The organism is Humibacter antri (genome assembly GCF_054777235.1).
Window position 1 is genome coordinate 1 of sequence record NZ_BAAHAW010000048.1, and the last position, 12,597, is coordinate 12,597.

At 63.3% G+C, this 12,597-nt stretch carries 14 protein-coding genes and 1 pseudogene; 8 read left to right on the forward strand and 7 right to left on the reverse strand.

Features of this window, described 5'->3' with window-relative positions:
- Positions 1 to 337 precede the first annotated feature (337 nt).
- Complete coding sequence (locus ACYVDK_RS16980; protein ID WP_460523937.1) at positions 338 to 718, reverse strand: hypothetical protein; 381 nt, start codon at positions 716 to 718, stop codon at positions 338 to 340.
- Between the two features lie 192 nt (positions 719 to 910).
- Here ACYVDK_RS16980 and ACYVDK_RS16985 point away from each other — a divergent pair, with 192 nt between their 5' ends.
- The 3 genes from ACYVDK_RS16985 to ACYVDK_RS16995 all read left to right on the forward strand — a co-directional run bounded on the left by ACYVDK_RS16985 (position 911) and on the right by ACYVDK_RS16995 (position 3,454).
- Positions 911 to 1,381: an arsenate-mycothiol transferase ArsC gene (locus ACYVDK_RS16985; RefSeq protein ID WP_460523939.1), complete on the forward strand. Its 471-nt coding sequence runs from the start codon at positions 911 to 913 to the stop codon at positions 1,379 to 1,381.
- Positions 1,382 to 1,501: 120 nt separating this feature from the next.
- On the forward strand, positions 1,502 to 2,050 hold the full coding sequence (locus ACYVDK_RS16990; protein WP_460523941.1) for a hypothetical protein: 549 nt from the start codon (positions 1,502 to 1,504) through the stop codon (positions 2,048 to 2,050).
- 300 nt (positions 2,051 to 2,350) lie between these two features.
- Complete coding sequence (locus ACYVDK_RS16995) at positions 2,351 to 3,454, forward strand: hypothetical protein (RefSeq protein WP_460523943.1); 1,104 nt, start codon at positions 2,351 to 2,353, stop codon at positions 3,452 to 3,454.
- Between the two features lie 222 nt (positions 3,455 to 3,676).
- Here ACYVDK_RS16995 and ACYVDK_RS17000 read toward each other — a convergent pair whose 3' ends face one another.
- On the reverse strand, positions 3,677 to 4,036 hold the full coding sequence (locus tag ACYVDK_RS17000) for a hypothetical protein (protein WP_460523945.1): 360 nt from the start codon (positions 4,034 to 4,036) through the stop codon (positions 3,677 to 3,679).
- Between the two features lie 305 nt (positions 4,037 to 4,341).
- Here ACYVDK_RS17000 and ACYVDK_RS17005 point away from each other — a divergent pair.
- Positions 4,342 to 5,393 (forward strand): annotated as a pseudogene (locus tag ACYVDK_RS17005) (YaaC family protein).
- Between the two features lie 108 nt (positions 5,394 to 5,501).
- Here ACYVDK_RS17005 and ACYVDK_RS17010 read toward each other — a convergent pair.
- Entirely contained in the window at positions 5,502 to 6,332 is an 831-nt protein-coding gene (locus ACYVDK_RS17010) for an ornithine carbamoyltransferase (RefSeq protein WP_460523948.1), read from the reverse strand.
- A 211-nt stretch (positions 6,333 to 6,543) separates the two neighbouring features.
- Between ACYVDK_RS17010 and ACYVDK_RS17015 the strand changes: the two genes are divergently transcribed.
- Positions 6,544 to 7,236 (forward strand): Rossmann-fold NAD(P)-binding domain-containing protein, encoded by a 693-nt coding sequence (locus tag ACYVDK_RS17015; RefSeq protein WP_460523950.1) that lies wholly within the window; start codon positions 6,544 to 6,546, stop codon positions 7,234 to 7,236.
- A 20-nt stretch (positions 7,237 to 7,256) separates the two neighbouring features.
- Here the strand turns inward: ACYVDK_RS17015 and ACYVDK_RS17020 are convergent, their stop codons facing one another.
- Both ACYVDK_RS17020 and ACYVDK_RS17025 read right to left on the reverse strand, forming a co-directional pair.
- Positions 7,257 to 7,862: an HAD family hydrolase gene (locus ACYVDK_RS17020; RefSeq protein ID WP_460523953.1), complete on the reverse strand. Its 606-nt coding sequence runs from the start codon at positions 7,860 to 7,862 to the stop codon at positions 7,257 to 7,259.
- A 69-nt stretch (positions 7,863 to 7,931) separates the two neighbouring features.
- Positions 7,932 to 8,612 (reverse strand): hypothetical protein, encoded by a 681-nt coding sequence (locus ACYVDK_RS17025; RefSeq protein WP_460523955.1) that lies wholly within the window; start codon positions 8,610 to 8,612, stop codon positions 7,932 to 7,934.
- A gap of 136 nt (positions 8,613 to 8,748) precedes the next feature.
- Between ACYVDK_RS17025 and ACYVDK_RS17030 the strand changes: the two genes are divergently transcribed.
- The 3 genes from ACYVDK_RS17030 to ACYVDK_RS17040 all read left to right on the forward strand — a co-directional run bounded on the left by ACYVDK_RS17030 (position 8,749) and on the right by ACYVDK_RS17040 (position 10,943).
- A complete protein-coding gene (locus ACYVDK_RS17030; protein WP_460523957.1) occupies positions 8,749 to 9,252 on the forward strand; it encodes a hypothetical protein in 504 nt (167 codons plus the stop codon).
- Between the two features lie 765 nt (positions 9,253 to 10,017).
- Positions 10,018 to 10,503 carry a TIR domain-containing protein gene (locus ACYVDK_RS17035; protein ID WP_460523959.1) on the forward strand — a complete coding sequence of 162 codons (486 nt, stop codon included), beginning with the start codon at positions 10,018 to 10,020 and terminating at the stop codon, positions 10,501 to 10,503.
- Positions 10,500 to 10,943: an HIT family protein gene (locus ACYVDK_RS17040; protein ID WP_460523961.1), complete on the forward strand. Its 444-nt coding sequence runs from the start codon at positions 10,500 to 10,502 to the stop codon at positions 10,941 to 10,943. The genes ACYVDK_RS17035 and ACYVDK_RS17040 overlap by 4 nt, the downstream gene beginning before the upstream one ends.
- Here the strand turns inward: ACYVDK_RS17040 and ACYVDK_RS17045 are convergent.
- Together ACYVDK_RS17045 and ACYVDK_RS17050 are read right to left on the reverse strand one after the other, a co-directional pair.
- Entirely contained in the window at positions 10,933 to 11,403 is a 471-nt protein-coding gene (locus tag ACYVDK_RS17045; RefSeq protein WP_460523963.1) for a hypothetical protein, read from the reverse strand. The two genes, ACYVDK_RS17040 and ACYVDK_RS17045, sit on opposite strands and share 11 nt — an antisense overlap.
- Complete coding sequence (locus tag ACYVDK_RS17050) at positions 11,403 to 11,984, reverse strand: hypothetical protein (RefSeq protein WP_460523965.1); 582 nt, start codon at positions 11,982 to 11,984, stop codon at positions 11,403 to 11,405. The genes ACYVDK_RS17045 and ACYVDK_RS17050 overlap by 1 nt, the downstream gene beginning before the upstream one ends.
- Between the last annotated feature and the right edge of the window lie 613 nt (positions 11,985 to 12,597).

The window sequence follows — 12,597 nt, forward strand, 5'->3', positions numbered from 1 at the left end:
CATGACGACCCTTCCCTGCCGACCAACGTCGGCGTGTCAGGCCGGTTACACCGAATCTCGGACACTCCCCGTGCGGCTTCTTTGTTTTCGGCGCGGGCGTGCTCCTCACTATCCGTGTCGGAACCTGGATTCCGCACGTGGCGATCAGTGTTCTAATGTTTGTGGCCGGCGGTCTGATTATGGATCTCGCCCTGCGCACCCGACGAAATCGCCACTAACCAAAAGGCACTCCAGAGGCGGAGCCGAGCGATCGAAAGTAGACGGAAATCGATCAGGCCACGGCGAGATGTGTGCGCAAGCCGATCCCGCTGCGGGCGCTTGTCGCATGGAGGATGGGCTACTTCAGCGGGATCAGGTCGATCTGGAGTTCGTTGGGCGATAGGTCATTGACGGCCACATCAGGTCCGACCGTTACGACGACTTCGTTCCACCCGTGGTGCGCGGGGTGGATAACTTCGCTCTCCGCATCGCCGATCGAGATGCGACCGCTCGCTATCGCCAGCTGTCCTCGAAAAACTTCGCGGCGGTCGGTGGTTCGATCGTCTTCCTGAGTGAGCAGTCGTATCTTCACTTGTCCTTGCGCCCAGGCGGTCTCGTCGTCCAACGAGTCGATGTCTTGGGCGTGCCGAATCGAGGCGACGATGCCGTGTTCGTTGGCTGACACCATCTGTCCGGGGTCGATGTCCGGTAAGGGGCCGCCGGGTGCGCTGTCGCACATGACGACGATTCCCCATTGGAATGGTCGACGGATGACGGCACTTGCGAGAGGCTGCACGACTTGGACACTACCGGCCAGGCGCAATCGAACTCCAGCGCGCTGACGCGCGCAAGCGGATCCGTTTCCGGGCCCGCGAGTTTGGCTGACTCGGCGAGGGGATGGACCGACGGTAGAACGGATTACGGTGTCTGAGTGAGTAGTCCGGGCGCGGCGCAGCTGGTGCTCTGCGTCTGCGTTGGCAACATCAGCCGGAGTCCGATGATGAGCGCGCTGCTGCAGCGTGAGCTGGGCGACGGATTCGTCGTCCAGAGTGCAGGCCTGGACAAGGACTTGGCCGGCCGCCCCGCCAACCACCGGTCCGTGGACTGCTTGCAGGAACGCGGCCTGGATCTGAGCGGGCACGTCAGTCGCTGGATCGGGAGCGTGGACCTCGACGACGTCGGTTGGGTCGTTACCGTCGGCCCCGATGAGGCCCGCCGGGTGCGCGCGCACCTCGGGAACCGCCCAGCCTCGGTCGTCGTCGCCAATGCGGAGCACGGCGGGATTCCAGATCCCTACGAGCTGGGGACGCACGGGTACCGGGAGTGCGCGACGCTGCTAGACCGGGTGCTCCCTGACGTTGCGCAATTGATCAGGACGAGCGAAGGCGTCGCTTCGACTTGACCAGCGGTGCGCTGAATCAGCGTCGCACAAGCCGATCCCCCGGCGTGCTGCGCATGCAGATGCGAATAGATCGCGGAAGCTACGTGAGGTCCGCCCGCGATCATAGATTTGAGTATGACCATGACGCCATCGCCACAAGTTGTGCATGACGCCTATGACGTCTGGAAGGACATCGTTCTTCCTTCGGCGGGCGTGGTCGCGACGCTGTTCGTCGGGATCGTGGCGGTGGTTGTGTCCTTTCGTCTAGGTAGGAGGACGGAGGAGCGTGAAGGCCAGCGTCAACGCGGCCCGTTCGCTGCGGTCGCGGCTCGATACCTTGCGGAGAAGGCGACCAACGATGAACTGCGAGATGCCGCGCGTGCTTGCGGTGATCCTGATGCTCCCGCTGTGGAGGAATTTGTAACCGACGCGCTTGATTGCGTGCGGCTTCTCCGAGAGTACGACCCTGATGAGGGACACCTGTCACCGTCATCGATGGTCCTCAGCGAAGCGCAGATATGGATCCGAATCTGGCCGCACGAGCCTGCACGCGCGCGGCACAACATGGCCGATTCAATTCAGCGATGGACTAGATGGCGCTATTTGGCCCCGAATGGGCACGGCTGGGTCGACAAGGACGGCAGGCCAATCGCGCCCGATGAGCCGAGGTGGACCATACCCGATCGCTGACAGCGCACCCGCGTGCCCGCAACGAGATCGTCAACCGCTCCGCGTCGCCGGGAAGGAGAACGGGTGAGGCGCTCCTCCGCCTCAGGGCGCACCTAAGCTGTGCGCGTGACCCGCTTCAACGACTTTCCGCATCCCCGGATCCTGTTCGAGAACATCCCGGACGACGTATTCGCGAGGATGGGACCATACGCCGGGCACGCACGACGGGTTACAGCGGACGAGCCCGTTGACATTGATGAGTTTGACCTCCTCGTCACCGGGGAGAGATCCGTCGTCCGTGCCACTCCAACACTCAACGTCTTGAGCTTCGGAGCGAGTCATATCGGACAGTTCCGGTGCGACCAGGAGACGCACGCGAACGAGGTCATCGTCGTGCCTTCCACGAACTTCACGACCCTCGCCGAGGAGACGATCGCACCGTTCCTGCCTCTCAACGAACCCAAGCACGGGTGGCGCAGCATCCCGGCGTCATCGGGTGCCCCCATCCTCGGCGGGTCCCAAATCCGGCGCGCGGTGCTGCCGCGGCGCATGACGGCGCTGGTCACCGTCGGCATCGCTTTCGTCACAGCGGGGCTCGTGGCTGCGCCTCCCGAGGATAAGGGCGCCGAGAGCACGTCTGGACGCTGGCTCCTGCTGCCGTCGGAAACGACAGAGCGGGAGCGGTGGCTCGCAGAATTCATCCGTTTCCTCCGAGAGGCCGACCCGGAACGTTTCCCGGGCCAGCCAGACTGGCAGGAGGCAGCTGAGTGGTCATCCGCCGCCGCGCTGGCTGCTGCCGAAAGCCTTGCCGCGTTGCGCAACAAACATGAAGCCCTGGTCACCGAGTTCAAACGTGCCGAACGCGAACTGGTCGACACGCTCGAGCGCGAACAGGCTGACGACAGGGAGGGCGTGCAACGACTTCTCACCGAAGACGGCGACGACCTCGTAGCCGCTGTCGCCGACGCTCTTACCCGCTGCGGGTTCGACGTTCAGGACATGGACGAGCAGCACGCCGCGAACCACGGGTCCAAGCTCGAAGACCTCCGAGTGACCACACCCGTCCGGCCAGGTTGGACCGCGCTCGTGGAAGTGAAGGGATACACCCGAGGAGCGAGAGTCAACGACCTTCAGCAACTGATGGGCCGACCGACCCGGGTCTTCGTCGGCGAGAATGCGAGGAACCCGGATGCGTTGTGGCAGGTCGTGAACCCGGAGCGCGGCGAGGATCCCAGCGTCCGCCGGCGGGCGATCGACAACGACAACGACCTCGACCATTTCGCGGATGCGGACGGTGTCCTGATCGAGACGCGGAACCTGTTCCGCGCCGTCCGGGACATCGACACCGGAGCTGCCACAGTGGACGACGTCCGTGACTCGTTGCTGGACGCGCAACGCCGATGGGTGTGGCCGGTGAACGGCTAACGTCGCCGGCCGGTCGCGGTGCCTCAGTCAGGCTCCGGGAGCACAACCGGGGCCGGCCGCGCCCTGTACTACATCGGGGAGGACGTGCGCATCGGTGTCCGGCTTCGCCTACCCACTGTGCACTGCACAGGTCGATATCCACTTCGAGCGCAGTGCCACCAGCCGCGGCACGTTGGTGGATCGGCTTGCGGGCGCACGCTCCGAGGGGTCTTCGGGCGTCGATTAGAGAAGTGCTCTGAGCCGTTCGAGAGATTGATCGGACAAGACGTAGTACCAATCGTCGTCGTGCTGTTCCTCGTTGAGGATGGCTTTGACGAATGGTGAGCGGCCGCGTACCTGGCCGAGTGCCGAAGCGCTCCAGTCGAACCGCTTCATCAAGCCTGAATAGGCTGCGTGGCCACTTTCGTCGACCACGGCCTTCAGGAGCGCGCGCTGTTTCGATGTGACGTTCCCGAACCGCCACGCGAACACCTCGTCGTCATCGACTCCGAGGGTCTCTGCAACGCGCATGATTAGTGCACCCAGCTCGGCATGGCGTCGTCGAAGGTCGTCGACCAGTTTGTAAGTGTCCTCTGTGTTCATGGTTGCAGCACCCTTCTCAGCGCGTTGGATTGCTCAGCTTTCTGACAAAGCTAACTAATCTGAAGTAGGTTAGCAACTCATCCCTTCGGGTGTCACGCAAGCGGTTCGGTATCCGCGACGTCGACCTGGAGGCCGCGCAGCTCATCGAGGACAAGCTCGCGACGTTCATCGTTCGAGTCGTGCGGCGACTCGATGCTGGACCGCCGTTGCGAATGCCGATCGGCTATCGGGCGGTACATCGCCGGGCAACACGGATGGGGGAACCTTGCTGATCTGACACCGGGGCAGCCCAGTAGAGTCCGACCGTGACGCGCTCGCTTTTCGAACATGATGGAAGTCCCGCTCCTGAATCGTGGCGACGCATCCGGTCTCTGCGGGCCGATCCCGATTCGGTACCTCGCCGGGGGCTCCAGAAGGACCGTGGGCGCGTCTTTCAGGCCGCCCTTGAGCAGGCTCAGCAGCAGTTCACAGCGGCTGCGGCGATCGGCTATGAGAGTCGGCCCCTCAACCTCTTCTACGGTCTCTCCCAGGCTGGCCGGGCAATCGCGGCCGCAAGCACGCGGCTCGGTGCGGTCGGCGCTGAGCCGGGCGCGGTGAGTTGGAGGGCCAGCGGACATGGACTCCACATGGACGACGAGCCCATCGCACCGAGCTTCTTCGAGTCGGTTGTCAAAGTCGCCACGGGCCGCCGGGACCTGTTCTCTCGGGTGTCCATCGCGCTGGGATCTCCGGTCAACATGGAGAAGGTGAGTCTCGGTGCTCTCGTATCGCAGATCCCGGAATACCAACTCCAGTTCGGCGTGGAAGGTGACGGCCTCCCCGAGCTACACATCCTTGGGCTCACGAGGGCGGTCCCATACTCGGACCGCACGGCAATGGACTTCACCTTCCCGCAATTCGGGGCGATAACGGCGTACACGCCTGAGGAAGTCATGGCGGTCGTACGACGCTACCCCGCGCTGGAAGGCTTTGGGCTGCGGACGGGGAACATGGGGACACCCGGTGCCAACAATGACATGCAGTTCGGGCAGCATGTCTACCTTGAGGTGAACCCCGCCGAGTTCGAATTTTCGCGAGATGGGCTCACACTGCTGCCGCAGGGATGGCGTTTTTACCGCGGCCACCAGCTCTTCTTCCCTCGAATCGCCGACAGCACCGCCGACCTGCATCCCCTCGCGAGCTGGTGGATCGTGCTGTACGGCTCTCCATGGGCGCCCGCTACTCACCCGAGGCATGGACCGCACTGATGTCGGTGTCGACCAGTCCCGTAGCCTCCAAGATCGAACACCTCTTGGACTCCGCACTGGATGCCGTCCCTGAACTCATCGCCGAGACGCTCGAACAGCGGCTCGAGTAGCTCGCCATCCATGCGCCCGTAAGCCGATCTCTCACCACGCCGAAGGGGACTGTATGTTCAGAGCCCGTGCCGTGCACGATGACCGATCCCTCTGCGTGCATGGCCAGGTCAACCCAGTTCGAGGCAGTGTGCGAGGACTGCTTGTTGGATCGGGAGCAGTGAACGCTTGAAGTCGTATCCCACGAAGGCGTCACTCGCGATAGCACCTGCAGTGAATTCGCGGCCGCGTTGGAACGGTGGACACGGAGCAAGCAAGACACCGGTGGGTGCGAGCGCCAGTAGCTCTTCGGTGATCGTGTAGGCGGCGAGGGCTTCGATGTGCCGTCCCGGCCCGTCGGTGAGGATCACATCAGCCCGACTCACCGCCGCCTCCAGGTCGTCGGTCCACACCGCCCCATCAACGGCGAGGCCCGCCGGGCAGCACTGCATCAGGTCAAGCTCGAAGAGCAGAGCGGCTTCCTGCCAAGCCCGGGCGATGTTCCCGTCGGCGCCGACGAAGAGGTAACGCAGTCGACCTGGGTCGCCACGCTGCGCAAGGGCGTACACGTCCGACAGCACCTCACAGGGATGATTCGCGTCGGTCATCGCGTTCACAACCGGGATCGAATTGGATGCCGCCAACCGGTCGAGCACGTCGATGTCCGGGTGACGGACCACGATGGCATCGGACCACTGCGCCAGGTAGCCGGCGACGTCGTCGAAAGACTCCGGCTTATCAAGCGTCTCCGGAGGGAACACGATCGGCTGTAGGCCCATCGCGTGCGCGCCGCGCTCGAACGACACCCGAGTTCGAAGGCTCGAGGCCGGGAAGAACATCACCGCGACACCATCTCTGCGAGGCCCCGTTTGTGTTGCGTAGCGGTCGGCCAACGCGAAGACTGCCCGCGCGTCGGCCAGCGTCCATGAGCCCAGGCGAATCAAGTGCTGCACGCCGGACACGCTATCCCGGAGCGGCGTCCCCGAGCGAGTCGCTTCCGGCATGGACCGGGCAGACGGCGATCATTCGGTTGAGGCGGCTCGATAGCGTCGCCACGTGGTTCGAGATCCTCGCCTGCAGGGAGCACCGCTTTTGACGTCCGCCGAAGGATCGGCTATCGGTCGGAGGCGTTTCGGCTTTCGGGTTGGTGAGGAACGCCGTGAGGATGGCGGTATGGCATTTCGAGTTGCTATCGCCGGTGCGTCGCGTGGGTTGGGCCTTGCCCTGGCTCGCTCGTTCTCTGATCGAGGTGCGGAGGTCTGGGCCGGCTGTCGTCATCCCGAGGATATTGGGCTGGAGGGGCACGTCCGATACCTCGACGTGACAGACGAGGCATCGATTCAAGACTTCGCGGCCGGGACGGCCGAAGCTGGGGGCGTCGACGTTCTGATCAACGCTGCCGGTGTCGACGCCCGCGCGTTCGGTGCGGCGTCCGATCAGCGGGGACCGTTCGACCTCTCCGCCACGCACTTCCTTGCCGAAGTCGAGGTCAACGCCGTCGGACCAATGCTGACCATTCGAGCCTTCCGCGAGCAACTCATTGCATCCGGGCGGGGCAGGATCGTGAACCTATCGTCTCGCACTGGTTCCATGGTGGTGGGCGCCGATCTGTGCTGGGACATCGGTTACAACGCTTCCAAAGCCGCTCTCAACGCGGTCACCGTCCGCACGGCAACTCTGCTCCGCAGCTATGGCGTGATTGTCGTCGCCGTGCATCCCGGATGGGTTCGCACCAACATGGGCGGACCCGAGGCAGCAACTGCTCCCGAGGAGGCGGCAGGGCAGCTCTGTCACCTGATTGAAAACCTCTCTCCCGAGCAATCCGGCCAATTCCTCCAGCCCGATGGCTCACCTCACCCCTGGTAGCAGCCCGCAGGAGGATCCGTCTACGTGCCGAGCGGGATGCCGTTTTCGTGGAGCACGCACTTGAGTTCGGCCACACCTGTGTAGTGGTGTGTGATCATCCCGAGTGCTGCGGCGCCGGCCAGTTTCGCGGGCGAGTCGTCGGTGAAGAAGACGCTGCTCGGGATGACGCTCATGCTGTCGAGCACGTACTGAAAAGCCCGCCGGTCAGGTTTGGCGAAACCGATGGTCGCAGAGTTGAAGATCTCGTCGAAGTGGGCATCGAGCCCGAGCGATGCAAGTTCTGCTGGGATGGTGTCAGTCCCGTTGGTGAGGATCGCCGTCCTGAGTCCGAGAGCTCGGAGTTTGTCGGCGAGGCCGAGTATCGCCGAGTCGGCGCGGAACGGTTGCCGCCCCCACTCTGCCGCGGCATCCGCGTTTCCAAGATGCTCGGCAATGCTGGTTATCCACTCCCGCCGGGAAAGGCGTCCCGTGGTGAGCTGCTCGATCAGCGGGCTGCTGAATGCGAAGCGTTCGATCGCGCCTGCCTCGATCCCGTACCTCGTCTCGAGCTCCTCGACATGGCGAGGATCGAAATGGCGCACCACACCGTCGAGGTCGAACAGCACAACGGCGATCACAGAAACCATCCTGCCGGAGACCCTGATCGGCGACCGATAGCGGATCCGCCTACGGGCGGGTGACTATGGGTGTGGTAGTCAGCCGAGGGGGTGAAGTCTTGTGGCGACGCGGCCAACGAGGTCGTGGAGACTGGATTCGGTTTCCACCGCTGACGCCAGCGGGGTTGCCCGCGAAACGGTGAAGTCGAGTGTCCCGTGACTCGGATTCGTCAGGGTGAGCCGGACGCCGCTAACGCGTGCACCACCGATCCCCGGATTCCTGATTATCACCTCACGCACGGAGGCCACCTCGTGGACAGGGAGAACCAGCCCCGGCCGAGGTCGTAACCACCGGTACCACACCGTGATTCCGGTGGCGTTGACAGAGACGATCGGCCGCCACAGGTACTTCGGCATCGCCGCACCGCCAGCCGACGAGGCGAGCTGAGACACCGCCTGGATGAACGGCATACCGACCATTGCCGCGAAGACCACATCATCGGGCCGCAGCCTGCGAACCTTGCGGCACGCTGACCACACGATCGAGGACGCCGCGACCATGACAGCGGCCAGCACGATGACGGCAGCGACGAAAACTTGGAGGAAGATGTCCAGGTCGCGATCCGCACGGCTCGGATTCTGTCCGATCTGCGCGATCAGCCGCACCACTGCAGCAAGCGTGACCACGCCGAGCGTTCCTGACCGCCACGGAAGTCGGATGCGGCCCCTGCTCGACCTTTCGTCCGACGCCGAATCCGCCGAGACATGTTCTTCAGCCACGATCGAAAGCTACCAATCACCCCGACCACACCCATAGTCACCCGCCCGTAGGCGGATCCCGCAGCGGGCAGTTCGTCGCGTGGATCGGGATGACACAATTCGATTCAGTTCCGCGCTGACCCGAGCAAGAGGCACCATGACAGACACGGCCGTCCCCATCCAGCACCGCCTCCTGATCACTGTGGAGGTCGCGGTGAGATATTCACGTGCGGTGAGCCGTTACGCGCTCTTCCGTCCGCGGAGAGTCGTCCTGGCGGTGATGATCGAGGCAGGCTTTGTGTTCGCCGGGATGGGCGCATCAGCGAACACGGGCACGCCCGTCACGCTTCTTTGTTACGTGCTCGCCGGCGCCGTCCTCGTGGTGGGTTACAACGCGTCCCTCTATGCATTCGTCGCGTGGAGCGTCCGGAATCAGCTCCCCATCGGTGAGGAGTGGGGCACCGGCTTCGGCGCCGAGAAGATGCGTGAGGAGATTGCGAGGAGAACGAGCCAGACCGTGTACAGCGTTTTCACTCGCATGACGGTGCGCGATGGGGTCGTGATTCTTCAACGCAGGACATCCCGCTCGCCGATCGTGCTGCCAGTCGAGTTGGTCCCCGCGGATGCCCAACAACTCCTCGCCGCTCGGCTCTCAAAGTGACAACCTCGCCAACTGTGTACTGAACACGATTCGCGCGCAAGGGGATCCCGCTTCGTGCGCAGAGGTCTTAGTTGATCCCGCATCCGGGGCCCGTGCACGTCGCGGCCATACCACTCAGGATTAGCGACCATCCCAATGCGGCAACCGAAATGCCGGCACCCAAGTACGGGAGGGGGCGCCGCAGCGCGTATCGGCGAAAGGACGCTACACCAAACACAACGCCGATTGCGCTGAGGATGTGAGGTATCGGGCTGACCGTCGCAATGGGCAAGGCGGACAACCCAAGCGATCCGAGTGCGATCGACGCAATAGCCAGCACCCTTGCGACGTCCAAAGGTAAAGGCCGCCCAGCAGTCATTGCCGCGCCGTCGGCTGAGCGATTGCGGAGCGCGTCGAGCCGAGACTCTTGGACTACGGCGACGATCACAAAAACTAAGGTGGCCACGATGACGGCCGCGCCGAGACCGACCACGGCGGTGCCCCAGACAACCGCCGCGAGTTCCCAAAGCATTCTCAGCCTCCAAGGTTCGAGATGCTTGGAACGTTACTGCCGCCGCGGATAGCGGAAGATCATGAACAGCGCTCTGGCTGCGCCCGCGGGTTGCACATGCCCGTAAGCGGATCCGCTACCGTCAACGCCGCGCCCGAGCTATCGGCGAACCTGTGCCGGACCCGCCTGGCTCAGGACAACTTGAGCATTGTGTGTCGGTCGTGCCCGATACGCTAACGCTGAGCTCGCGCAGATGGTAGGCCGAAGGGATGACAATGGCGAAGTCCGTTTTCTACAGCTTCCACTACGACCGCGATGCATGGCGCGTGCAGCAGATCATCAACATGGGCGCTTTGGACGGGCAGCCTCTGCTCAACCCACAGAAGTGGGAAGAGGTCCAGCGCAAGGGCACCACCGGCATCCAGAACTGGATCGACGAGCAGATGTCGTACAAGAGGGCAGTGGTAGTTCTCGTAGGCGCCCAGACAGCATCGCGACCTTGGGTGCAGTACGAGATCAAGAAGGCGTGGAACGCCAAGAAGCCGATCCTCGGAGTGCGCATCAATGGGCTGGCAGACAACTCTGGCAAGACAGACAGTGCAGGCGCGAACCCGTTCGAGAAGGTGACGCTGCAAGGCGGGGGCACCGTGGCAGGCTACGTGCCTCTATTCACTCCGTTTGGAACGACTAGCCAGCAGGTGCACGCAAGCATCAAAGCCAATCTCACAGCGTGGGTAGACAAGGCATATCAGCGGTCATGACCGGCGGGGATCCCAACTGTGCGTTCTGCGAGATCGTCGCACGGGCAGACCCCGACGCGCGCGAAATCTATCGGGATGCGAATACCGTTGCGTTTTTCCCAACCGAGCCTGCGGTGCTCGGTCACACCATGGTGATCCCGCTACGTCACGTCGCTGACATATGGGCCCTCGACGAGCACAGCGGCGAACGAATCGCAGTCACGACCCTCAAGATCGCCGACGCAATCAAGAGTGCGCTCCACCCGCACGGATTGAACATCATCCAGTCCAACGGACGCGCAGCTGGCCAGACCGTCATGCATGTCCATGTGCATTTGGTTCCGAGATGGGAGAACGACCGGGTTGGCCGGATCTGGCCGCCAGAGAGCCACTACAGCGAGGCTGAGAAGGACGACGCCTGGGAGGCGTTGCGGACGGCCGTGAGGAATTTCAGCGGCTAGCGATCCAGATGATCCAGGCCAAGAGCGCGAGACCTGCCAGGAAGATCACACCATAGTAATTCCGAATCGACCAGGACCACATGACTCGCGGTATTGCGAGCGTCTTTCGTGCCTCCTCAGAGAGCAACTTGCAGTAGCCGTCCGCATTCATGTCGAAGACCTCGACTTGGCCAGCGGCGGCGGCCTGGAAGAGCTTTCGATACTTGCGCTCTTCCAGCAGATAGCGGGAATCGAGCGCGGCGAATACCAAGACTGCGCCGAGACCGAGGACGGCGACCGGAATGGAGTGCTTGGTCCCTGCGTAGCCGTAGGTCGCGACCGCGATAGTTAGCGCCCACCCTTTTGTGATCGCCGACGCCGAAGCCATTCGCGCGATAACCGATTGGATGAAGTCCAGGTGCTTCCTGCGATCTTCTAGCGAAGGTCCAGCAGGAACCGAGTCGGCACGCTTCCACCACATCAGAAGGTGTTCCTCCAGGCTGTCCCGCCCATCGAATTCACCAGAGCGTCAACGGGCTTCCGCAGCGTGCGCCCGCTCTCGACCTTCGTGACTACCGGTACCCCATCCCGATCCCGATCGATGCTGGGGTAGAGCTGCAGATACTCCTGTCCGAGACTTCGACCGGACTGGTCCGCCAACGGCATGATCGCGACAGACTCTCGTCCCCGATAGCCATCAAAGAACCCGAGTTCCCAGGGCATCCACTTCGACGATGAAGCCGCCGGGGTCAGCGCGTAGACCAGGGAACGGCACTGCACCATCCGCCTACGAAGGATCATCGCGGTCGCCGGAGAAACTCGTGAGCGATCGAGCTGCGGATCATCAATCCAGTCGACATACACCGTCTTGCCCGTCTTCTGCAGTACCGCTCGTACGCCGAGGACGAGCTCTGCGTCCAGATAGCTGTGGCTGAGGAAGATGTCATAAGAACCCGACACTCCGCCGGCTGCCTTGCGAAGAACCTCCCGAGCGCCACCTGGCTGATACATCGCGGCACTCCTACCGGCGTTGCGCACCTCGGTGACCGTGTATTGAGGCATCAGCCCTCCATGCCTTGAAGCTCGAGCCGCCTTCGGGCGGAGACGACGCCGAGTCTAGGGATACCTAGTGACACATGCTTGGAGTGGCGTCCGGTCTCTGGCTCCGCCGGAGCCAGAGACGGCCTGCTCCTATGTCCGCTCGACGGTCCTCGTGCGGGCAGTAGAACCTCCAGCCTGTCGAGAGGCTCCAGTCGTTGAGCGGGATGCCCGTAAGACCCGCCCGATGAAAATGCCCGCGTAGGTACGCTAAACGCGCATCGAGTCTGTTATCAAGCTGAATGCGAGCAGGTCCTTCGCTATGAAGCGATTCCGAGGATTTGCGGATCGTTCAGATTGGCCATCAGCTCTCGGTCATCTTTTCTTGGAATCTGGATCGGTAGTACGGAGAAGGGTCACTGCGCTGCAGCGGTTCGGCAGGTGCTGGCGTTGCTCGGGGTCGCGCAGCAGGTCACGGGAGAGACCGTCCAGCCTGGCTGCGAGGCCGCTTGTTCTGTTCGCCGGGCCAGTCGCCGGGCGGTGACTGCAGCGGTGCGTAGCGGGCGGCGATGAGCCGGTCGATGGCGACGCGTCCGGCGGGAGTGCCATCGGCGCGGGCGAAAGTCTCGTGCGCATC

What these genes read in the sequence shown, in the direction of transcription:
- ACYVDK_RS17020 (WP_460523953.1), bottom strand. Translation starts at nt 7,862, where the DNA reads ATGGTTTCTGTGATCGCCGTTGTGCTGTTCGACCTCGACGGTGTGGTG.
- ACYVDK_RS17040 (WP_460523961.1), top strand. Translation starts at nt 10,500, where the DNA reads ATGACCGGCGGGGATCCCAACTGTGCGTTCTGCGAGATCGTCGCACGG.
- ACYVDK_RS16990 (WP_460523941.1), top strand. Translation starts at nt 1,502, where the DNA reads ATGACGCCATCGCCACAAGTTGTGCATGACGCCTATGACGTCTGGAAG.
- ACYVDK_RS17050 (WP_460523965.1), bottom strand. Translation starts at nt 11,984, where the DNA reads ATGCCTCAATACACGGTCACCGAGGTGCGCAACGCCGGTAGGAGTGCC.
- ACYVDK_RS17030 (WP_460523957.1), top strand. Translation starts at nt 8,749, where the DNA reads ATGACAGACACGGCCGTCCCCATCCAGCACCGCCTCCTGATCACTGTG.
- ACYVDK_RS16980 (WP_460523937.1), bottom strand. Translation starts at nt 718, where the DNA reads ATGTGCGACAGCGCACCCGGCGGCCCCTTACCGGACATCGACCCCGGA.
- ACYVDK_RS17045 (WP_460523963.1), bottom strand. Translation starts at nt 11,403, where the DNA reads ATGTGGTGGAAGCGTGCCGACTCGGTTCCTGCTGGACCTTCGCTAGAA.
- ACYVDK_RS17035 (WP_460523959.1), top strand. Translation starts at nt 10,018, where the DNA reads ATGGCGAAGTCCGTTTTCTACAGCTTCCACTACGACCGCGATGCATGG.
- ACYVDK_RS17000 (WP_460523945.1), bottom strand. Translation starts at nt 4,036, where the DNA reads ATGAACACAGAGGACACTTACAAACTGGTCGACGACCTTCGACGACGC.
- ACYVDK_RS17015 (WP_460523950.1), top strand. Translation starts at nt 6,544, where the DNA reads ATGGCATTTCGAGTTGCTATCGCCGGTGCGTCGCGTGGGTTGGGCCTT.